Source organism: Bacillus cereus group sp. N12 (genome assembly GCF_016483575.1).
GTDB lineage: Bacteria > Bacillota > Bacilli > Bacillales > Bacillaceae_G > Bacillus_A > Bacillus_A toyonensis.
Window position 1 is genome coordinate 1 of the sequence record NZ_JAEHBO010000005.1, and the last position, 21011, is coordinate 21011.

Here is a 21011-nt window from a genome sequence, read left to right on the forward strand (position 1 = left end):
TTATATTGTTTTCATTTACTAAAATTAAAAAGGATTGCAGAATGTTGGGAACCCTAAAGGGTTTCCCAACACTCTGAATAAAAGGACCATTAAATGGCCCTTTTATAGTTTTTTTAAAGAATCATATATAATCTTTAAAATATTATAAATGAAAACTAAATCTCACTTTTTTTTAAAAACTTCTCTATTTCTTTTATTAAATGTTTCGCTCCATCTATACTAACAGTAATGTTTCCATTTGCTAATGATATGTTCTGATCTGAAACATCACCTGTTATTTGACAAGCATTGTAAGGTTCATATTTTTGTAAAATGACTTTATCTTCATCTACGAAAATTTCAAGTGGTGATTTAATTTGTATACCTAATACATCTCTTAATTCTTTAGGAATAACAATTCGTCCTAATTCGTCTACTTTTCGAATAACTCCTGTTGCTTTCATATTACTCCCCCTTACTCTCTATTAATTTTCCACCTCGCTTTTTCCATTTTATCACTTTTTGGCAATACTTGTATCTTTTTAGAAAATTTTGTACTCAAGTTAAAAAAACACAGTTAACGAATACGTAATCTCTCTTTCAATTGTTTTAAATAACGAGATCGTATTATTAAGAAGTATACAACTTGAATTCCTACGAAAATACTTAATACAATTGTATTTTCTTTAAACAGTGAGTACTCAAACATCTGTCCTAACGCAGTTAACGCTACTGCCCCATGTAATGTTGCAACACCTATCGGAACGAAGAATAAAAGTGCCAATCGAATTGTAACTACTTTCGATAATTCCCCACTCGTTAAGCCAACTTTTCGAATCATTTCAAATAACCGAGTATCATCCTCCAAATCAGAAAATAAACGGAAGTAAAGGAAGCTTCCTGCACATACGAAAAATACAATACCAATAAAGAAACCTACAAATAAAATTGGTCCTGCGATTTGTAAACTTTGGTTTTGTTCGTACTCTTCTGCACTAAACGTTGCATGTTCTTCATAAGGCTTCATCTGACTCGTAAGTTCTTTACCAACCTCAATTTCATCTTTCATTCCTTCAGTTTTATACATATAATCTTTTGTTTCTATAAATCCACCTTGTAATGAATCATATTGATTATTAGGGATTACATAAACATTTCCTCTTAATATTTTCCCCAATGAAGACGAAGTAACTTTTTTCACTTTTAAATGTTCATTCATATTAGGTAAAGTAATTTCTTTTCTTTCTTTCATCGGTGGTCCTGGTATTTCGGCCGACAAAAATAAAACCTCTTTATTTGCTACAGTATTAAATGGTTCTCCTGTTAACTTTGCATATTCCTTATACTCTGATTCTTTTATAAAAATGGCGCTTCTTAATGACTGCTCCTCCGTTTTCTTCGATGAGATATTAGTTTTTGAAGCTGCTATATTATGTTTTTTTAGTCCCTCATCGATGATCTTCAGATGCTGTGATTCATTACTATTCCCTTGCTTAGAGTGGTAATAAAACGCAATTGGTCTCTCCATAATCCCTTTCGTCATTGATGCAAAGCCAACTAATGTACCTATTGCCGAAAATGCTACAGTTGAAATTATCGTTATAATAAAGAACATTCTTGCGTTATCTCTCATACGGTACGCTAAATCTGACAACGTAATAATATTTGTCTGTGTCCAATAGAAACGTTTACTTTTTTTACATAGCCGAATAATAAAGACACTCAACTGCTTGTACAGCAAATACGTACCAATAATGACTACCGTTGTAACCGGAATCATCATCACAAATACCATAGCACCATGCGACATAAGAGCGCCTGTATAACCAGCACTAAGCAATACTACTGCTAATATAGAAGAAATACTCGATGCTTTCGGTTCTGGCTTCGCCTCTGCTGATCCTCTAAACAATTTCATAATATTATTTTTACGAACCATTCCGGCACTAAATAATGAAATAATCATAAATAATATGAAAAACATAATACTCGTTACAACAACTGCTTTCATTGGAATGTAATAGGATAAGGAAATATCTAGTTTTAATATCATTGGGGCTACAAAAATTAATACTCCTGAAAACAACATACCTGAAAGAATCCCGAAAATAATTGCCCCTATTCCAATCATAATATTTTCAAAGAAGATAAGACGCTTTAATTGATATTTCGTCATACCAAGCATCATTAAAATTCCTAGTTCACGCTTTCTCGTTTTTAAAAACATTCCCATTGAATATAAAATAAAGAAGAATGTAAATACGTAAATAATAGACTGTGCAAACGACATACTTACAAATACATACTGACCTAATTCTCCTGCACTTAATGCCGGATGAAACGCAAAAAACGAATATACAAAAAAGGCCATAATTGCAAATGCACTACTCAAAAAATATGCTGAATATGTCCGTCTATTTCGCGTTACATTCCGATATGCGAGTTCTCTAATGTTCATATTACTTCTCCGCCCTTCTACTAACTATGCTTTTATAGTAGTAAAGTAGGGAAATACCTTCCATCGATTCAAATGACAAAAACCTTACATTTTTGAAAGGTAAAAAAATTGCTTAAACGAAACAGTTTCATTATAATGACTACATTCATATTCATACACACATCCTATTGTATATTCGTTAGTTTTGCGAAATAATAAAGGATAGAAGTATGTACCAATATATACATAAAAATTTTTTATTTACCGCTTTAATATGAATAGGAGGAAAACATAATGACATTACAAGAACAGATTATGAAAGCATTACATGTTCAGCCTGTAATTGATCCGAAAGTAGAAATTCGTAAACGAGTTAATTTCTTAAAAGATTATGTAAAAAAAACAGGTGCGAAAGGATTTGTACTTGGAATTAGCGGCGGCCAAGACTCTACATTAGCAGGACGTTTAGCACAGCTTGCAGTTGAAGAAATTCGTAACGAAGGTGGTAACGCAACGTTTATCGCTGTACGTCTTCCTTACAAAGTGCAAAAGGATGAAGATGACGCACAATTAGCATTACAATTTATTCAAGCTGATCAATCAACTGCATTTGATATCGCTTCAACCGTTGATGCTTTTTCAAATCAATACGAGAACTTATTAGGTGAATCATTAACTGATTTCAATAAAGGTAACGTGAAAGCTCGTATCCGTATGGTTACACAATATGCAATTGGTGGACAAAAAGGTCTACTTGTTATCGGAACAGATCATGCTGCAGAAGCTGTAACAGGATTCTTTACAAAATTCGGAGATGGTGGTGCAGATTTATTACCATTAACGGGATTAACGAAGCGCCAAGGACGTGCTTTATTACAAGAGTTAGGTGCAGATGAGCGACTTTACTTAAAAATGCCAACAGCTGATTTATTAGATGAAAAGCCAGGTCAAGCTGATGAAACAGAATTAGGCATTACTTACGATCAATTAGATGATTATTTAGAAGGTAAATCAGTTCCAGCTGACGTTGCAGAAAAAATCGAAAAGCGTTACACAGTGAGTGAACATAAAAGACAAGTACCAGCGTCAATGTTTGATGATTGGTGGAAATAGAACATAAAAAAGAAGCTAATCTTTTAGCTTCTTTTTTATATGTTAGCGATATACCCCTACTCTTTTCTCCAATAAATCTTGCAAGCAATCTTCATGTTGTTTACAAAATAACGGAGGCATTTTGTCTAATGGGAAAAATTTCAAATCTAATGTTTCATCACCGTCTATTTTTTTATTCCCTCCAACTATTGAGCATGAAAAGCACATCACAATTGTCTGTGCTTTATCTCCATTTGGATATGTTTGAAAATATTTTGTATACACTCCAATAAGCTCATGTATTTTTACATCATACCCAGTTTCTTCTTTTATTTCTCGAATCGCAGTTTCCGCAGCCGACTCCCCTATCTCCATTGCGCCACCTGGAAAGCCCCAAGCATTAAAGTCTCCTCTTTTTTGCAGTAATACTTCTCCCTCTTTATTAAACACAAAACCACCCGCAAAGTTTAAGAAAACATAATCATGTCCTACTTTTTCACGTAATTCTTTTATATAATCGGCCATTTCTTTTCCTCTTTTCATACGTCTTCCATCGTTATCTCGCTATTTGCCAGGCAGTAAGATCCCCACCTCAAAATGTAGCGGAAGCAAAGAAATTAGGTGGGAGATCAACTGCTCGTAAAAGCCTTCACTTTACTTCTTATTTATTTCTAGCAATTCAATAATTCGATCTAGCTTCTGATTCATATTGATAACATGTTGTTTTTTTGCAGCGCTACTTTGCAATAATCTTCTAATAAACAAAGTAAATGATAGGAAAAACAAAACGATAAGTTCGATTATTAAACAAGTATATATCAATATAAATATATTACTTTCGAACAAATCCATTTAAATTCCACATCCTTCCTTTTTATTTTATCACACAATTCTGTTTTTTAAAACGATACATAATAAAAAGAGCACCTTTTACAGATGCTCTTCTTCATTACTTAATACGTAAATGTAATTGTCGCTAATGAATAACCTGCCATTGCACTATATGGTGCTACTTGATAAGATACACGCTTTGCACCTTTTGGCCAATTTATTTCATTTAATACTTTCTTTATATCTTGCATTGTTCCATCCATGGACTGCTTATATCGTACTTCTACCTTTTCTGGTTTACTAGCAAATTGTTGCTGCAACTTTTGCTTAAATTCATTATAATTTTCCGCTCCGTATTGTGCAGATAAGTATTGTAAATTTGTTTCTTTTAACATTTGCTCATATACAACGTTTTTTGAACTACCAGCTTTTATTTTGTTTGTTAACTCACCAAAGTAACTTGTAGTTGCTGCTGGATATTTACTACGATCCCAGTCATGGTCTTTACTTAATTGGTCGTCAGACATATTAAAATATGAATATGTTACACGTCCAGCTTTGTCTGGTACTGGATCATCGAATGTAGTATCAAGATGGTACCATTTGTTTTCAATGTTCACTAAATTCCATGCATGAGCTTGTCCATTTCCTGTACCAGTTACAATATGATTTTGAATACCTGCTTCTTTTAGTAATTCATATGTTAATAATGTATACCCTTGGCAAACAGCAGAACGGTTCGCTAACGCTTCATATGCTGTATACGCTTGATAAGAAGTGTCGTATGATACATGTTTCACAACATAATCATGAATAGCTTTTACTTTTTCATGCGCATCCATTCCTGGCTTTACAATTGAACTTATAATTGCTTTCGCCTGAGATTTTACATATTGTGTTTGCTCTTTTGATTCACGGTATTTCACTTGTAGTGTAAACGAATAGTTCCCTGGCATCCCTTTAATAGAATATCTAGTAGAGGCTACATTATATTTTACATACTCATCAGCATCTACGATTTTATTAAACTCGCCGTACAATTGGTCCATAATCTTTCTAGCATCTCTATCTTTTGTTTTATATGTGATTGTAATATTTTCTTCACGATTATCAATCTGTTTTTTTAATTCTTTTCTGAAATCATCTAATAACTTTGCATCTGATTGTGTCGTCACTACAGTTGGATTCGTAGCTGCATAAGATACAGTTGACGATTGTAAGCCTCCCATTACAATCGTTGAACAAAGTGCGGCAGCTGTCATATACTTACTTGTCTTTCCCATCTTGTCACTCCTTATATTCTATAACTATACGAAAAAGTATCGTATAGTTTCAGAGTATACAATACTTTTCAAAATAGGTCATATGAGATTATGCATATTAATTAATTCACATAAAAAAGGTTGCTCTTTTAAAAAGAGCAACCTTTTTTATTAACACGTTTGTAACACACAGCATGTATTTTCAAAACGTCGATTTTTCAAATCTTCATTACCAATACAGAAATATAACATTCCTAACTCTCCCCAAACCATATTACAATTTTTATGATCTGAATCGATTTGGAATAAAAGCGTCATTTGCTGTGGATCTATCCCCATATATTCTCCTGTCTCATGTAGTACTTCCTCTTGTACAGAGAATGGCTCACCAAACATTTGATGGTTATCGTAGTTATCTGGGATTAGTTCTTCAAGTAATTGCAAGAAACGATCTGAATCGGCCTCATCTTCAATGAAAAGTTCTGGTAATTTATACGTCAGTTCAAAAGTAATTGCGCATTGATTATATTTCGCTTGCGTTTCATCCGCTCTTCGTAATTGCTCTACTGGAACATCATAATAAAGTACGCGCCCAGCTTCCATTGGATTCACATCTTCTTCAAAATAATTTTCAATGCTAAAGAAATATAACATTCCTGCCTTAGGTAGATTATGATTCATACGAACGTTTTGTAAATCATTTAGATTAAATTGCGCGATAAAATGTAACGGATTTCCTTTATACATTGGATATTCAAATGTATCCGGTAAATCAGGAGCTCCCCCCATTTTTGAACTACCAATCGCAACCGTTTCTTGCTGCTCAGGCACAACTTTTACACAAGGAAATACAGTATTAATAAGTTCCTCTTTTAAATGTGTCAGTCCATATTTATCAATTAACACTTCAATTTTGTTATCCATATATTCTCCTTACATCTCTATACTTATTTGTATCATAGCACAAAGATTATACTCCATTTATCACAAAATCAACAAGCCTTCCAAAAAACGGGCTTATCCCTCATACGCGAACAAGTTTAAAAAAGCATAGTATACATTGTTCCTACAAACACGATAGTTCTTTATTCCTTCCAGTACATTTTCCCTTCGTTCATTTTCATTTTTAATTTAAGGAGGAATTCCACATGGGTTACGGATATAGTTGCGGCGGTTACGGTTACGGCGGTAGTTGTGGTGGATGTGGTTATGGAGGTTTCGCTTTATTAATCGTTTTATTTATCCTTCTAATCATCATCGGAGCTAGCTGTTGGGGCGGCTTTGTAGGCTGCTAGTAAACTTAAAAACTATTGTAAAAAAGCACGTATATTACGTGCTTTTTTTACATTTTCATTTTTAGAAAGGAAGTATGTGCAATGAAAATTGATGGTGTTTTTGAAGGAGGCGGTGTGCGTGGAATTGCACATGTAGGGGCAATTTGCGCGTTAGCTGAAAAAGGGTATGAATGGGAGCGTGTAGCTGGAACATCGGCTGGTGCTATTATTGCAGCTCTTTTAGCTGCTGGCTATTCTTGTTCAGAATTAAAAATAATTATAACTGATATTGATTATAACAAATTTATGAAGAAAACTTTCCTTGATAGAATCCCGTTTATCGGTAAAGGAATAAGTGCATGGTCTACTCTAGGTATTTATTCCAATGTATTTATAGAAGAATGGCTTGAAGAATTACTACGAAAAAAAGGAGTTCACTTATTTACAGATTTACCTGATTTAAACAAACTTAAAATTATTGCTTCTGATATAAGCAACGGTAAAATGGTTGTCTTTCCCGATGACTTGCCAAACTACGGATTTTTAAATTATCGCTTCTCGATTGCTAAGGCAGTAAGAATGAGTAGTACCATTCCTTTCTTCTTTGAACCAGTAAAATGGAGAACACCAAAATGGAAACAACCTTGTTATATGGTTGATGGTGGGATTTTAAGCAATTATCCCATTTGGATTTTTGACTCCCCTACCTCACCTCGCTGGCCAACTTTTGGATTTCATTTTGTAAAAGATGAAATTCAAGCTGATCCCGCCCATTATAAAGAGCCCATTTCCATGTTCAAAGGACTATTTAAAACAATGATGCAAGCTCATGATTTACGGCATTTAGATAAAGAATCAAAAGCAAGAACAATTACAATTCCTACAGGGACGATTACAAGTACAAATTTTGAATTAACGAAAGAGGAAAAAGAATGGCTTTACAATTCTGGTTATAACTCCGCAAATAAGTTTTTACAATCTTGGAACTTCAGACAATATGTTGATGAATATAGAAATGGAAATCAAGATCGCAAAACCAATCGATTTTTCCGTCAGCTTGACTCATAATATTATTATTTTCATACGAGATTTCTTGACGCTTTAATAATAAATAAGCCTAGTAATTTCATATATTACTAGGCTTATTTACCAACTACGTACCCCACACATTGCTTACGGATAAGTTAACCCTTTCGCTTCTTCCGCGGTAATTACTATGTAACGATTTCCCGTTCTTAATCCTAGCAGTTCTGCTTTTTCGACTGCGTCCTGCTTCGTCTCTGCATAAGCAGCTAAATATTTATCTCCATCGATAATTTGGCAAATTACATATTGTTTCATTACTTTCTCCTTTTACATTTTAATTAGTTGTGCAAGTTTTTTTATACCTATTTCAATTTCTTCTAACGTTGCATATGAATACGATAGTCGCAAAAATTGGTTTGCACTTCTATCATACAAAGTACCTGGATTTAATAAAATCTTTTCTTGTAAAGCTTTGTCAAATAAGCTACGATTCGAAACGGGTACATTCATATGTAACCAAATATAAAAACCACCTGTCGGTTCATACCATGTTGCTATTTCACGACAATATTTCTCTAACATATGTAACATAAAATCTCTACGTTTCTTCAATTCATTTCTTACAAACTGTAAATGTTCATCATATAATCCATTTGTAAACCATTCTGCTGCAATTTGCTGGGATATAGAACTCGAACCATAATCTGTTTGCATTTTTATATCTGCCAACCTTTGAATTACTGATTCAGGTCCAACAATCCATCCAATCCTTAAACCTGGACTAATCACTTTAGACATACTCCCGATATGTAGTACAATTCCGTTTTTATCATATGCTTTTAAAGGCTTTGAAACAGGCTCATCAAACCATAAGTCTTGATACACTGCGTCCTCTATAATAGGCAATCCAATTTCATTACATATCTCCATTACTTCTTTCCGCTTCTCTGCATTCATACTAAAGTTCGTCGGATTATGAAAAGACGGAATTGTATATAAAATAGATGCGTTAAATTGCTTCTTATATTTCGCAATATATGATGCATTTAATCCATTCTCATCCATTGGTATTCCAATTAAACGCATTCCTGCTGATTGAAAAACATTAAGCGAATATAAATAGGATGGTTTTTCTAGTAAAATCGATGCCCCTTTCGGAAGAAGCCCCATAGAAATAAGTTGCAACGCTTGAATTGCTCCTGAAACAATTAAAATAGAATCAGGAGATACATATACACCATGCCCTTTTAAGTAGCCCGCAATTTTCTCTCTTAAATAGAGATTTCCTTTTGGCTCTTCATACCCAAGTGGCACGTTTGATTGCAACAGCTTATTCATTATTAGTTTCATCTTTTTTTCAGGTAAGAGACTCGGCGCGAGTTCACCTGTTCCTAAACGAATTACATGCGGATAAAATTCAGCTTGATTAATATCTTGAATAGCAGGAAGGTTCGGATAATGAAGCCCTGTTTCTACATAAGACTGCCAATTAGGAGGCGGAGCATATGTTGAAGTGTTCTCATTATTATTTACAACAATCGTTCCCTTTCGGCCATTTCCCTCAATGTACCCTTTTACTGCTAGTTCATCGAAAGCCATTACAATTGTACTTCGATTCACACCAAATGTATGTGCCAAATCTCTTTGTGAAGGTAACTTTGTTCCAACGGTCCATTCTCCATTAACGATTCTTTCTTTTATATACGTTTCTATTTGTTTATACAAAGGAATCGATAAAGACATATCAGGCTTCCAAACTAACCTTTCCATCATACATATCCCCTTACATTCTTTTTGGTTGGTGACCTCCCCAACCATATGGATGGATACAAATTTTCATTTCTTCTATACAATATACACTATCATAATGAATTAAAGTAGGAGGTAATATAATGAGTGAAGCGATTATTCACGGTATCATCCTTGCATTTGGCCTTATCATTCCATTAGGTGTCCAAAATGTTTTCGTATTTAACCAAGGTGCGAGCCAACCTAATATTTGGAGGGCAGCCCCTGTAGTATTAACTGCTTCTCTATGTGATACGTTACTAATATTAATTGCAGTACAGGGTGTATCCCTTGTACTCCTTACTTTTTCTTGGCTAACGACGACATTATATACGATTGGATTTATCTTTCTCATATATATGGGCTTCGTTATTTGGAGAAGTAAGCCTTCCAAAGATGTAAAACAAGAAAAAAGCATGCCTTTAAAAAAACAAATTATTTTCGCTATATCGGTTTCGTTATTAAATCCACATGCAATTTTAGATACAATCGGTGTAATTGGGACAAATTCTATTCAATATATAGGAAGTGAAAAATGGGCTTTTACATCTGCAACGATTATCATTTCTTGGATTTGGTTTATTAGCTTAGCTTTAGCTGGAAAGTTTTTAAAGAGACTATACTCAACTGGAAAGGCAATCGTATTATTAAACAAAATTTCAGGCCTCGTCATATGGGGAGTCGCACTTTATATGTTAAAACAAGTTATTTTCCCTAACTAAATTAATAGGATTGCACGCTAATTATAGGCCATGCAATCCTATTTCAAATTATGCAGTCGGTTCTGGCTTCTGTTTTATTGCCTTTTCATCTTTTGCTGGTTTAATCCAAATCATTGCTATAACGGCACCAATAACAGCGAAAATACTTGTCAAATAAAACACTTCATGGTCCGACCCTTTCATAAAAAATGAATATAGAGGTGGTCCAGCTGCTACACCGATAAATCGCATCGAACTATAAAATGACGTAACCGTGCCTCTCTGCTCCTTTTCAATCCCTTGTGTAATTAGGGCATCTAAACATGGGAGTGCCATACCAATTCCTACTCCCATAATAACGAGACATAGAAGTAGTAAATAGATCCCTTTTATAAATAAAGGGATTATGACTGATGCCGCAGCCAGTAAAAAGCCAATATAAATACACTTCTTCATAACATTTTGATTATCTCCAATTTTTTTACCAGCCATATATGAACTAATCGATAATACAAGCAAAGGAATAGCAAGTACACACCCTTTCCATATACCATGAATGTCATACTTTGACTCCAGTATAGTAGACAAATAAAAGAGAATTCCGAATAAAATAAGCATTATAATTGCACCTAGTGCAAAAATGGCAATTAACCATCTTCCCTTTTCTCGAAACGTAGAGATAATAGCTTGAATAAACTCTTTTAATGGTGGTACTTCTCCTTCTTGTTTTTTTGCTTTTACTAGTACCAGTAATAAAACAATCGATACTACACATAAAACTGGAATCGCCCAAAATGGTAAGAACCATACAATGGCAGCTAGAGCAGATCCTAAAATAGGGCTGAGTACTTTTCCAAATGTATTTGATGTCTCAATGATTCCTAAACCTGCGCTAACCTGTTTTTCATCTTTGTATAAATCACCAACACACGGTATAACAACTGGCATTGCACCAGCAGCACCAATACCTTGAATCGCTCTACCGATAAGTATCCAAACGTAGGGATTATCAACTTTCCATGATACCCAACCAGTTACCGCTCCTCCGATAGCCGCAATCAGTAAACTCGGAACCATTACCATCTTCCGTCCCCATCTATCTGATAAATAACCAGCAATCGGTATAAGTAAAATTGCAACTATGGAGTAAATTGTAATAATCATGGATACTTGAAACGATGAAATATGTAATTTCTTTTCAATAGTCGGCAGTATTGGAATGAGCATTGAATTCCCTAATGTCATAACAAGTGGAACTGATGCAAGCGCAATTAAACAACAGTTTTCTTTTTTTAACATGTTGACTTCGGAACCTTTCATCATATATTTCTTACCATATAATAGCCCTGGTGGAACGTAATTTTTCATTCCACCAGGGCTATTACATCTTTACTACTCCCCATTCATAACGAAAGAAATTGGGTAAAATATAGTATTATTCCTATTGTTTGAATCCAGTTCGCTATATATCCATACCAATTAATTGAAAAAAAAAGAAAGGAAGAATCCTTCCTTTCTCCTATAACCTTCTACATTTAGCGAGTATATCCGCCACCAAGTTGTTGTTCTGCCATCGCTACAAGGCGTTTCGTGATTTCACCACCTACAGAACCGTTTGCACGTGAAGAAGTTTCAGCTCCAAGTTGTACACCAAACTCTTGTGCAATTTCATATTTCATTTGATCTAGAGCCGCTTGTGCTCCATGTGATGCTAATTGATTAGAATTACGATTTCTAGCCATTACCAATCACCTCCTTGATATATATATAAATTGTGCCAAATTCGAATTTAAATACATGGTAATTTTTGGTTATTTTTAACTATAAAAAAAGAGACTCTAAATAGAGACTCTTTTATCATTTTATATTACGAAGTTACTACCTCTAATCTTCTATCTGTTAATACTTTCATTTCTTCTTTTAATATATCTTTCGCGTTGTGTCCAAACCATTCTAGCGAAGCAAAATAGTCCGTATCTCGCACTTCCCGAATGATATCATCATAATTTACAATACCTTCAAATAATGGAACCATACCAATACGACTTCCCGCTGCGGCATATACATTATTAGGTTCAAATACATGTAAATAATCCGCTGACGATATATTCTTAAAATGGTAATGTTGTATCCACGGTCTTAGTCGATGAAAACTGTCTATTGGATCTGCACCAGACTCCCATATATGAAGAAAATCAAGGTTTATTTTCAAATTCGGATGGTCTACTTCTTCTAATAATTCCAAAGTAGACGGCAACGTGTCCGTTAACGTATTTGGATGTGTTTCTAAAAGTACATATATATCATGCTGAGCAAATAAATCACAAATCTTGTGAATTCGCTTTACATACTCTTGTCTCTCTTGTTTCGAGAAGTCTACACTCCCTTTTTGTCCGGCAAACGTACGAATTTTATTCGTATTAAACCAATTTGCTAACATTACGAGTTGTTCACATTTCCCCATCGTTTTTTCAAAATCTGCTGATAATGATATGTCTAAATAATCACTTATCATCGTAATTTCTAAGTTTTTATCCTTTAAAAAATTCAACTCTCGTTCTGTCGTTTCACGCTCTTGCACATACAAATTTTGTGCATGAGTTCCCCACAATTCAATTCCTTCAAAACCGTTTTCATATGCAAATTGAACAATATCAGTAAATGAAATTAATTGATGACGAAATGAAATGGTACATAGCGAATATTTCATAACTTTAAACTCCCCTATCTTAAATTCAGTTAGCTTTTTAAAGAGTTACGACAGACTGATTTGTTTTCATACCTTTCCATGATAGAAACTGTCTCTCTAATTCCTTCTTAATTTGCAGTTCAATTGCATTCATTTCATCCAGTTTTTCAATAATCGATACGAGCATACCCTTATTATTCGTCATTGCCATTTTAATTGCACGATACTGTACATTTGTAAATCCTTGTACAATATCCTCTACCCGATCACACCAATAATCAAACTCCTCTTCCGAGTATTGTAACGTTTCACGGAAGTATGCAAAGGCATGTTCATAACTATATTTACGAATTGCAAGTACTGGTATTTGTTTTACTGCTGCTACAAGCTTAGAGAGCGAATAGCCCTCTTCCTCATTTGCCATTTTTATAATTAAATTTTTTAATTCCATAGTCAGTTCATTATCATACTTTTTGAATGTCTCAGTGAAATAATTAGCGACCATTTCTTGCGTCGGCTCCTGAATCGCCTCTACATCAATGAAATAACCACCACCAAATGGATTATCTTGAACAGAGTGAATCACTTTTTCTCTTTCCATATTCCCTTCCCAACGAAAATCAGGATCTAACATGAACCATTCTTCTTCTTTCTCTGTCTTCGATATCATTAAATAATGCGGAAATGGTTTTTGGTGAAACTTATTTTCCCTCTCTGGTAATAAAGACATATCCACCATTACAATTACATAACGATTTTCCGGCTTATTTTCTACTAATTCTAAAAATGTTTCTACATTTCTATCTTTATCTTTTGCATGATCATACCATTCGTTCACTTTAATACCATACAGTTTTTCATACCAAAGTAAATAATTATCATGGTTAATGTTTTCGGAGTGATACGAAATAATTCCGCCTTCTGTTATATCAAAGTCTCCATCCCATAGTCCAAAATAAAATGGACGAAAATCTATATCACCACGTCTTTTTATAATTTCACAAAAACAGCTCACTAAACAGTGCACTTTAATTGAAGTCATACTCTCATCCACTTTCTCCAAGGTTAGTTATTCACATTTGATTCTTGTAACGGCTGTAACTCTTCCATAAAATCAAGTAAAGATCCTACAGTAAGAAACGCCTTTGGATCTACCTCATCCTCTGGGACACATAACTTCAAATCCATTTCTATGTATACGATAAGCTGCAACATCATTACCGAATCTATATATAAATCTTGATTTAAACGCATTGTTTCTTCTAAATGCGTTACATTTTTCAGTTCCATTTTTTCTGTCATAATTTTCAGCACTGCACTCTTTAACGTTTCACGTCTCATGTTGTAACCTCTCCCATCTCTAGTAACTTTCTACTTACTTTTCCAGTTTTATTTTTCGGAATTTCAGTTACACTTTCAATTTCATGCGGAACTTTATAAGACGGTAAGTGCTGAATACACCATTCTCTTATTTGTACTGGGTCAATATGAGAGATTACTTTCGCTTTTACGATTTCTCCCATCACTGGATGTTTCCCTCGGTATACAATGGCTTCTTGAATACCTTCTAATCGAAGCATCGTTTCTTCCACCTCTATAGGAAACACTTTTAACCCTGAAACATTGATTACATCATCCATACGCCCCATAAAGTGAAGGCCGCGCTCAGATTCATACCCTAAATCTTTCGTATAAATTTCCTTTCCAGCAATTTTCACTACGATTTCTTCAGGCTCGTTTTCATCTGATCCTATGCTTATACTTACATGTGGAAGTGGTTTTCCTAAATCTAAATGACTCTCCATATCATGACATATACTAATACAACCAGCTTCAGAACATCCATATTGCTGCATCATGTACGTTGTCATTTCATTTAGTTTATAAAATAATGTTTCGGGCAAAGGTGATCCGGATGTCATAATTTTATGAAACTGGAACGTTCCTAGTGGAAAACTCCCCATAATATGTAGCATCAATGGTACTGCATATATGATATGTTTTTCTGTATTGCGAATAATATTTAATGCGAATTTAGGGTTTTTATTCGTAATAATTATAGGCTTACTTCCTCTTGTAATAGAAGATAACGTACCACATATTAATCCGTATGAATGTGAAACAGGAGCCATAACAATCGGTACTTCATCTTCTTCACAATTTAAAGCTTCATTATAAGCAACGATTTCAGTATCAACTTCCGTCCATGATCTGCAAATCAATTTCGGTTCTCCCGTGGTTCCTGAGCTATATTGCAATAAAGAAGGCTCTTGTAGTAATGAATTCACTACTTCTAATTTTGTAAATTCGCTACATTCTCCATATAAAAGTCCCGTACAATTTGCACGCCTTGCCATTTTAATAGCCGTATCTTTTGGTGTATCTTCATGTATAAGAAGTACAGATGATTTCTTTTCTTTTAAGAAAAACACAAGTGTAATAATCTCAAATGGATCTTTCAGACAAAGTGCAAATCTATTTCCTTTTGCTGCTTGAAATTGTTCCATTTCCTCGTAAACTTGTAATCTCGATTCAAAATCATTTTTACTATACTCTTGTTTATTAACGATTAGCATAATTTCCCCCTGTAACAAATGATTTTTGTATGTTAAGTTGCTTTGCACTATACAATGGATTTGGAACTTCATGAACAAGCGATTCTACATCCAAATATAAACGACGCTTCGTTAATTGCTCCGCATAGAAAGTAGCTGTGTATAATTGAATGGATTCAAATCTCTCTTTCAAATGTGGATATTTTCTAAAATGATTTTCAATTTCTTCGACAATCATCATCCAAAAACGTTCTTCTTTCCATTCATATTCATCCGCAAGTATGAAAGCTAACTCTCCTAGATTAAATAAGAAAAGTGCATCTAAAACCATCTCTTGCAAACATTCGATGCGATCCATTTCAAAGAAATCATTCATTTTTCCGTTCACATACGTTTTATGCATTTTTGTAAACTCAGGGCATTTGTCAATTTCTTTCAAGTATGGACGATAAAACTCAAGTCCTTCATGAAAGTCCTTTAATGCAACCCGGACAGGTAGCCCTTCTTTATGGACTAAAATCATATTTTGACCGTGTGATTCTAATGCGATCCCGTGCTCTACAACAAGGTGTAAAACCGGTATTATCGCTTTTTGAATAAGTACTTGCAGCCAATTTTCTATTCCATATTTGTTTAACCATGCATCAATAATTGGTGTACTATCTTTCTTTTTGGCATATAAGCCATTAAAGGGAACTGCATCCTCTTGTTTATCTACATATTTGTGAACGCTTTCACGCCAAATACATCCTAATGAACCATATGTAGCTTTCTTATTCGTATCATACGTTACGCTCGAGAATTCCTTTAATAAAATCAAGCGCGATTCATCCCTTAAATAAGGATCCTGACTTACGACATCACTTAACCAATTTGATATAGCTGGTGCACTCACAACCGAATGTGGTTTCAACGTACGGATAGTTGAAGTATTAAGTAAATTCATCGATAACTTAACATACGGCTTCTTTGGATTCGTCATATTTCTTAATGTTCTCATTGACTGTTGGGCGCAGTAATCATCCGATGATTCCCCTAAATAAATCACATATTTCCCCTGTATATGATCAGCATAATTAGGAATAATAAAGTTCTCCCACTGCCAAGGGTGGACTGGGATAAACAAATACTGTTTTGGATTACATCCCATATTTTGAATACGATTTATATATTCTTCTATTCTCTGCACACCAATTTCTTCTGTTAAAGTATTGCTATAAATCATTTCATTTTCATAACCTACAGTCGCATATTTCTTATGTGCTGCAATCCATATGAGTTTTATTGGCTTCATGAATTCATATCCATATTGAAAATTGTCACGATATTGAAATCCAATGCGCGCTTTATAGCTAGGATGATACGGGTGACCGTCTATTAAATGGCTTTCAAACTCATCGTAAGATTTTCGAGTATATTCCTCCCTTTTATTTCTTTCATATTGTGCAATCGTGTCTTTAAATATTGTTTGTTCTAATTCGTGAATAAAAGAATCTAATCTAGTTCGTTCTACGTTAACAACCCGAAAAACTTCTTCTAAAAATTGCGACACAGATTGTATTTCTTGTTGTTCGTCTTGCACTCGTATTAGTAATGAGTCTACAGCAATACGTCCAAATGTCATCCTTTCTCTTCCATGGCATTGATACGAAACATTTTTGTTTTCTTCATCAAGTCCTTGTATAATAAAAAGAATTTGTTCTTCCTTCTCTACACGAACTGGCGTTATAATCCCCTCATAAATTAACGATTCTACTAACTGACGTAACACCCTTCTTCGCACTGAAATGTATTCTTCTGATTCAAGTGCCTTCAATATTTTCGTGTGATACATATCCACTTTCATAAACTCCTCCACTTATGACGAAATACCAAATTCCATTATTTGTATTACGTGAAATTTTAACGCTATTTATGAACGAACAGCCACTTCTCTAACGAGTGGATTATGCACTTGCACATAAATTGCTTGCTCTAATGGATTTGTTAATTCATCGACATCGAAAAATCTCGTTAATAAATTTGCTTTACATGCCAACTTATCCTCTTCCAACAATTCTTTTAAAAATGTAGAAGGTTCACGGTTATATGGAAGGAATGATTCCAATACAGACCTTAATTCAGAAAGTAGAATTTCCTCCTTAATTAATCCTGCCGTACCAAAACCGTTAATAAGTCCAAACATATGATTAAAAATTAAATAGTAACGAAACCTTTCATCTACAATATAATCGTCATATAAATTCCCAGTACGTTCTCCAATACCAGATAACTCATTATTAAGCATCTCTTTCATTGAATTACAGAAATAAAATCCTTGATTATCACGGAAATAATATTTTACTGGATAACCATCCTTCAACTGTACAACACTATTTTGTTGATGAGCTTCTAATGCAACTCCATACTGTAAATACATCCATACCATCGGCTTTAAAGAAATATTTACATACCGTCTAAACCACTCTAAACTTACTTCTTCACAGCTTCTATTTTCTAACTCTGCTAAATGATGAATTATATTCGATAAACGAGTGTGCTCGCCAGGAATAGCATCTTGAACTAGTCCAGCAATTAATGTAGCATCATTTGCATGTTCACTATAGAAAGGGTTCTCGCGAATAATTACTTCAAATCCAGATTCTTGTGTTCCATAATTTAATGTAATAAAGGCTGGATCACAAATAAAATCAAAGCCTGGAAATCTTTCTCGTACTTCACCAATAGCCGTATTTAACATTTCCTTCCCTTCAAGGCCACTCTCAAGTTCTTTCAACTTATTAATGCGCATTGAATTTGTTACTTTCACTGGAAAGGAAAACTTAAGCATATATTTCGAATGAGGATGATATAGCGTCCTAAGTGATGATGTTGCCATATAACACTTACCTACTGGACCAATATATTCAAGCACTCCTTGATTTATCCACTCTTGTACATAAGGTTGATGTAATAACCATTCAGCCTGAAGCGGATGAATTGGAATTAATGAATATTCATCTTCCTTACAGTACTTCTCTATAAATTCCTCATTTACCATCTCATCTTTACTTAATTCTTCTTTTATAATCGTTGTTGTAGAATCTAATAATAATGATTTTTCATTTACTATACTTTTATGTGCGCGAAAATAATGAAGCTGGCATTCTCCTTTTAATTCTGGAGAATACATTGCACTTTTCCAATCCAATATACCTTGTCTACTCTTTGGGGTAGGATGAGTTAAATGCCCAAATAATAAAGATTGCTCCGCCTCTATAAAAGTTGTATGGAAACCATATAATGCAGATGTATCTTCTGCTCTCTCTTTTGTAAATTCTTCAATATTTTGACAACTGCGAATAACTCGAAGCATAAGCTCAGCAGGATTAGTTCCTTCTCCATAGTTGATAGACATCTCTTTTATTAAAAATGTAATAACTGTAACATAATCTGCTTTTATAACAGTTTTAGTTTCTCCAATTTGATAATAAAACTGTTCTCCAAACAAATGGCGATCTGTTGCTGATTTATATATAACTTCTCCATACAAAGTAACATTCTGTGCCGATAGCCGACAACATAAATATGTGGGGACTACATTTCTATTCAACGTATTACTGAAGATACTTTCCATTCTTTCATCCTCTGTAATCCATTCTCCACTCCCTGTTTCTCTTAAATAACAGTTTAAAAAACTTTGTATTGTTGCATGTTCTGCGATTTGTTTCGCATGCTGCATACTGGTCCTCCTCTTTATATTAACGCTATCGAAATTTTATAAAACAACCAATGATTGAATATCATTATCAATTATGATTCTAATTGATTGTTATTATCAATTCAAGAGTATATTTCAGAATTTTTTTATCTAACTAAATTTTTTTCCTTTTCTATCATTTATTTCATCTAATTAAAGATACAATAGAAAAATTTTTACTCTCAAGTTAACTATTCATTATTTTTCACATTACTCGTTATTAATCGATTGAACAGAGTTAAACAAAAAGGTATACCAATTAAAGGTATACCTTTTAAAAACATAAAGTTTACATAATAATATTATTTATATTCCTCCAGCAATACGCTGTTTCTTCTACCTGTACTCTCTCTAAAAATTTCGTATCAATTTTTTCAGGGTTATATTTTTCATAAAACTTTTTAGCGGGATTATTAGTAACGACCCAAACTAAAAGAGATTGCATACCATTTTTTATACATTCCGACAGTAACGCTTGAAATAATTTTTGTCCTATTTTCAGTCCTTGATACTGTTGTAACAGATAAATCGCATATAATTCCCCATCACAATTATATGTACCGCTTCTTTCAACTCCCCCATCAATGAATCCGATTATTTTTCCATTTAACGTTTCTGCTACAAATCTGAATTGGTAATTATCTTCTTTTTGAAAAATATCCTCCCACTGCTTTTTTCTTTGTTCAAATGTTACATTTTCTAAAATTTCGTTTTCGAATATCCCGGTATACGTTGTTTTCCAGCTTTCCACATGTACTTTTGCTATTGCTGCAATATCCGATTTTGTCGCCCTTCTAATGTGTATCTCCACCATTCTCATCCCCTTTAGAGAATAATTATAGCAAACTGTTTTTTTATGCGTAAAAAAAAGAGTGAATTTTCATCACCCTTTTTTATCTACTTTCAACTTCAACTGAAACAACTCGATCAATCTCTTTTAGTGAACTATATAACTCAGTTGTATATAAATCTTCTGGAGCTAAAATAACCATCTCCAATTGCTGAAATGCACCACTATCAATATCTTTAATTTTCACTCGTTTTACATGCATGCCTAATTTTTTAATTTGCTTAAATATACCATCTAATTCTTGGTGCTCTTTTACAGTAATTTTTATAGATAAGTCCTTTTGTCTTAATGAATACGGGCCTGCAATTTTCACAATTTGCGGAAGTACGTTAATCGCTAAAATAATTAAAATCATGGCAACGGTCGCTTGCAAATAAAACCCTGCTCCAATTGCTATACCTAAAGCTGAAGCAGCCCACACCATAGAAGCTGTCGTTAATCCAGAAATAACGTCATTACTTCTTCGTAAAATGACACCTGCTCCAAGGAAACCGATTCCGCTCACAATTTGAGCAGCAAGACGCATTGGATCCATATTTGTATGACCTGGAACAGAATATACATGAACTGATTCAATTGAAACCATCGTAATTAAACAACTTGCTACAGAAATAACCATACTTGTTTTCACACCAAGCGGTTTATTCTTTAGCTGCCTATCTATCCCGATGAATAATCCTAAAAAGAGCGCTAAACCTAATTTGAGTAAAAATTCATATGACATGTTTCATTCTCCTTACTTTACAATGTTTCCCTTCGAATAATTCACTATAACTCTTTTATGATAT

At 33.9% G+C, this 21011-nt stretch carries 22 protein-coding genes; 4 read left to right on the plus strand and 18 right to left on the minus strand.

The features are described from left to right. Positions 1-155: 155 nt before the first annotated feature. Together JDS92_RS04175 and JDS92_RS04180 are read right to left on the minus strand one after the other, a co-directional pair. Positions 156-443: an AbrB/MazE/SpoVT family DNA-binding domain-containing protein gene (locus JDS92_RS04175; protein WP_000648323.1), complete on the minus strand. Its 288-nt coding sequence runs from the start codon at positions 441-443 to the stop codon at positions 156-158. A gap of 113 nt (positions 444-556) precedes the next feature. Further along, positions 557-2437: an FtsX-like permease family protein gene (locus JDS92_RS04180; protein WP_199631537.1), complete on the minus strand. Its 1881-nt coding sequence runs from the start codon at positions 2435-2437 to the stop codon at positions 557-559. Between the two features lie 273 nt (positions 2438-2710). Here JDS92_RS04180 and nadE point away from each other — a divergent pair, with 273 nt between their 5' ends. Further along, positions 2711-3529 (plus strand): ammonia-dependent NAD(+) synthetase, encoded by an 819-nt coding sequence (nadE, locus tag JDS92_RS04185; RefSeq protein ID WP_098710961.1) that lies wholly within the window; start codon positions 2711-2713, stop codon positions 3527-3529. A gap of 42 nt (positions 3530-3571) precedes the next feature. Here the strand turns inward: nadE and JDS92_RS04190 are convergent, their stop codons facing one another. The 4 genes from JDS92_RS04190 to JDS92_RS04205 all read right to left on the minus strand — a co-directional run bounded on the left by JDS92_RS04190 (position 3572) and on the right by JDS92_RS04205 (position 6525). Next, positions 3572-4033 carry an NUDIX hydrolase gene (locus JDS92_RS04190; RefSeq protein ID WP_000796419.1) on the minus strand — a complete coding sequence of 154 codons (462 nt, stop codon included), beginning with the start codon at positions 4031-4033 and terminating at the stop codon, positions 3572-3574. 129 nt (positions 4034-4162) lie between these two features. Beyond that, positions 4163-4360, minus strand: coding sequence for a DUF4083 domain-containing protein (locus JDS92_RS04195; protein ID WP_098000856.1), 198 nt, complete (start codon positions 4358-4360; stop codon positions 4163-4165). Between the two features lie 101 nt (positions 4361-4461). After that, the gene (locus tag JDS92_RS04200; protein WP_097953348.1) at positions 4462-5622 is read right to left on the minus strand and encodes a transglutaminase domain-containing protein; all 1161 of its coding nucleotides are present in this window, start codon (positions 5620-5622) and stop codon (positions 4462-4464) included. Positions 5623-5772: 150 nt separating this feature from the next. Continuing rightward, on the minus strand, positions 5773-6525 hold the full coding sequence (locus tag JDS92_RS04205) for a YwqG family protein (RefSeq protein ID WP_000368922.1): 753 nt from the start codon (positions 6523-6525) through the stop codon (positions 5773-5775). A 224-nt stretch (positions 6526-6749) separates the two neighbouring features. Here JDS92_RS04205 and JDS92_RS04210 point away from each other — a divergent pair, with 224 nt between their 5' ends. Together JDS92_RS04210 and JDS92_RS04215 are read left to right on the plus strand one after the other, a co-directional pair. After that, positions 6750-6896 carry a YjcZ family sporulation protein gene (locus tag JDS92_RS04210; RefSeq protein ID WP_000540425.1) on the plus strand — a complete coding sequence of 49 codons (147 nt, stop codon included), beginning with the start codon at positions 6750-6752 and terminating at the stop codon, positions 6894-6896. A gap of 81 nt (positions 6897-6977) precedes the next feature. Then, a complete protein-coding gene (locus JDS92_RS04215; protein ID WP_199631538.1) occupies positions 6978-7943 on the plus strand; it encodes a patatin-like phospholipase family protein in 966 nt (321 codons plus the stop codon). A 105-nt stretch (positions 7944-8048) separates the two neighbouring features. On the opposite strand, the gene JDS92_RS04220 is transcribed toward JDS92_RS04215, so the two are convergent. Both JDS92_RS04220 and JDS92_RS04225 read right to left on the minus strand, forming a co-directional pair. Then, entirely contained in the window at positions 8049-8216 is a 168-nt protein-coding gene (locus tag JDS92_RS04220; RefSeq protein WP_000816372.1) for a DUF3933 family protein, read from the minus strand. 12 nt (positions 8217-8228) lie between these two features. Next, a complete protein-coding gene (locus JDS92_RS04225; protein WP_199631539.1) occupies positions 8229-9671 on the minus strand; it encodes an aminotransferase-like domain-containing protein in 1443 nt (480 codons plus the stop codon). 122 nt (positions 9672-9793) lie between these two features. Between JDS92_RS04225 and JDS92_RS04230 the strand changes: the two genes are divergently transcribed. After that, the gene (locus JDS92_RS04230; protein ID WP_199631540.1) at positions 9794-10411 is read left to right on the plus strand and encodes a LysE/ArgO family amino acid transporter; all 618 of its coding nucleotides are present in this window, start codon (positions 9794-9796) and stop codon (positions 10409-10411) included. Positions 10412-10459: 48 nt separating this feature from the next. Here JDS92_RS04230 and JDS92_RS04235 read toward each other — a convergent pair whose 3' ends face one another. The 10 genes from JDS92_RS04235 to JDS92_RS04280 form a co-directional block, all read right to left on the minus strand. Continuing rightward, positions 10460-11689 (minus strand): bacillibactin exporter BcbE, encoded by a 1230-nt coding sequence (locus JDS92_RS04235; RefSeq protein ID WP_043322897.1) that lies wholly within the window; start codon positions 11687-11689, stop codon positions 10460-10462. A 236-nt stretch (positions 11690-11925) separates the two neighbouring features. Then, positions 11926-12132 carry an alpha/beta-type small acid-soluble spore protein gene (locus JDS92_RS04240; RefSeq protein ID WP_000113546.1) on the minus strand — a complete coding sequence of 69 codons (207 nt, stop codon included), beginning with the start codon at positions 12130-12132 and terminating at the stop codon, positions 11926-11928. 125 nt (positions 12133-12257) lie between these two features. Continuing rightward, complete coding sequence (locus JDS92_RS04245; protein WP_087970057.1) at positions 12258-13100, minus strand: sugar phosphate isomerase/epimerase family protein; 843 nt, start codon at positions 13098-13100, stop codon at positions 12258-12260. A gap of 37 nt (positions 13101-13137) precedes the next feature. Continuing rightward, on the minus strand, positions 13138-14121 hold the full coding sequence (locus JDS92_RS04250; RefSeq protein WP_000200692.1) for a DUF6005 family protein: 984 nt from the start codon (positions 14119-14121) through the stop codon (positions 13138-13140). A 23-nt stretch (positions 14122-14144) separates the two neighbouring features. Then, positions 14145-14420, minus strand: a complete 276-nt coding sequence (gene asbD, locus JDS92_RS04255; protein WP_001250761.1) for a petrobactin biosynthesis protein AsbD — start codon at positions 14418-14420, stop codon at positions 14145-14147. After that, entirely contained in the window at positions 14417-15655 is a 1239-nt protein-coding gene (locus tag JDS92_RS04260) for an AMP-binding protein (RefSeq protein WP_098911519.1), read from the minus strand. Before JDS92_RS04260 ends, asbD begins: the two co-directional genes overlap by 4 nt. Then, the gene (locus tag JDS92_RS04265) at positions 15642-17480 is read right to left on the minus strand and encodes an IucA/IucC family protein (RefSeq protein WP_000861776.1); all 1839 of its coding nucleotides are present in this window, start codon (positions 17478-17480) and stop codon (positions 15642-15644) included. Before JDS92_RS04265 ends, JDS92_RS04260 begins: the two co-directional genes overlap by 14 nt. A 66-nt stretch (positions 17481-17546) precedes the next feature. Beyond that, positions 17547-19355 carry an IucA/IucC family protein gene (locus JDS92_RS04270; RefSeq protein ID WP_199631541.1) on the minus strand — a complete coding sequence of 603 codons (1809 nt, stop codon included), beginning with the start codon at positions 19353-19355 and terminating at the stop codon, positions 17547-17549. A 307-nt stretch (positions 19356-19662) separates the two neighbouring features. Beyond that, positions 19663-20187: a GNAT family N-acetyltransferase gene (locus tag JDS92_RS04275; RefSeq protein WP_000229284.1), complete on the minus strand. Its 525-nt coding sequence runs from the start codon at positions 20185-20187 to the stop codon at positions 19663-19665. A gap of 79 nt (positions 20188-20266) precedes the next feature. Continuing rightward, positions 20267-20947: an MgtC/SapB family protein gene (locus JDS92_RS04280; RefSeq protein WP_000119505.1), complete on the minus strand. Its 681-nt coding sequence runs from the start codon at positions 20945-20947 to the stop codon at positions 20267-20269. Positions 20948-21011: the final 64 nt, after the last annotated feature.

Excerpts from the sequence above, each read along its gene's own strand:
- JDS92_RS04175 (WP_000648323.1), bottom strand. The coding sequence starts at position 443 with ATGAAAGCAACAGGAGTTATTCGAAAAGTAGACGAATTAGGACGAATT.
- JDS92_RS04180 (WP_199631537.1), bottom strand. The coding sequence starts at position 2,437 with ATGAACATTAGAGAACTCGCATATCGGAATGTAACGCGAAATAGACGG.
- nadE (WP_098710961.1), top strand. The coding sequence starts at position 2,711 with ATGACATTACAAGAACAGATTATGAAAGCATTACATGTTCAGCCTGTA.
- JDS92_RS04190 (WP_000796419.1), bottom strand. The coding sequence starts at position 4,033 with ATGGCCGATTATATAAAAGAATTACGTGAAAAAGTAGGACATGATTAT.
- JDS92_RS04195 (WP_098000856.1), bottom strand. The coding sequence starts at position 4,360 with ATGGATTTGTTCGAAAGTAATATATTTATATTGATATATACTTGTTTA.
- JDS92_RS04200 (WP_097953348.1), bottom strand. The coding sequence starts at position 5,622 with ATGGGAAAGACAAGTAAGTATATGACAGCTGCCGCACTTTGTTCAACG.
- JDS92_RS04205 (WP_000368922.1), bottom strand. The coding sequence starts at position 6,525 with ATGGATAACAAAATTGAAGTGTTAATTGATAAATATGGACTGACACAT.
- JDS92_RS04210 (WP_000540425.1), top strand. The coding sequence starts at position 6,750 with ATGGGTTACGGATATAGTTGCGGCGGTTACGGTTACGGCGGTAGTTGT.
- JDS92_RS04215 (WP_199631538.1), top strand. The coding sequence starts at position 6,978 with ATGAAAATTGATGGTGTTTTTGAAGGAGGCGGTGTGCGTGGAATTGCA.
- JDS92_RS04220 (WP_000816372.1), bottom strand. The coding sequence starts at position 8,216 with ATGAAACAATATGTAATTTGCCAAATTATCGATGGAGATAAATATTTA.
- JDS92_RS04225 (WP_199631539.1), bottom strand. The coding sequence starts at position 9,671 with ATGGAAAGGTTAGTTTGGAAGCCTGATATGTCTTTATCGATTCCTTTG.
- JDS92_RS04230 (WP_199631540.1), top strand. The coding sequence starts at position 9,794 with ATGAGTGAAGCGATTATTCACGGTATCATCCTTGCATTTGGCCTTATC.
- JDS92_RS04235 (WP_043322897.1), bottom strand. The coding sequence starts at position 11,689 with ATGTTAAAAAAAGAAAACTGTTGTTTAATTGCGCTTGCATCAGTTCCA.
- JDS92_RS04240 (WP_000113546.1), bottom strand. The coding sequence starts at position 12,132 with ATGGCTAGAAATCGTAATTCTAATCAATTAGCATCACATGGAGCACAA.
- JDS92_RS04245 (WP_087970057.1), bottom strand. The coding sequence starts at position 13,100 with ATGAAATATTCGCTATGTACCATTTCATTTCGTCATCAATTAATTTCA.
- JDS92_RS04250 (WP_000200692.1), bottom strand. The coding sequence starts at position 14,121 with ATGACTTCAATTAAAGTGCACTGTTTAGTGAGCTGTTTTTGTGAAATT.
- asbD (WP_001250761.1), bottom strand. The coding sequence starts at position 14,420 with ATGAGACGTGAAACGTTAAAGAGTGCAGTGCTGAAAATTATGACAGAA.
- JDS92_RS04260 (WP_098911519.1), bottom strand. The coding sequence starts at position 15,655 with ATGCTAATCGTTAATAAACAAGAGTATAGTAAAAATGATTTTGAATCG.
- JDS92_RS04265 (WP_000861776.1), bottom strand. The coding sequence starts at position 17,480 with ATGAAAGTGGATATGTATCACACGAAAATATTGAAGGCACTTGAATCA.
- JDS92_RS04270 (WP_199631541.1), bottom strand. The coding sequence starts at position 19,355 with ATGCAGCATGCGAAACAAATCGCAGAACATGCAACAATACAAAGTTTT.
- JDS92_RS04275 (WP_000229284.1), bottom strand. The coding sequence starts at position 20,187 with ATGGTGGAGATACACATTAGAAGGGCGACAAAATCGGATATTGCAGCA.
- JDS92_RS04280 (WP_000119505.1), bottom strand. The coding sequence starts at position 20,947 with ATGTCATATGAATTTTTACTCAAATTAGGTTTAGCGCTCTTTTTAGGA.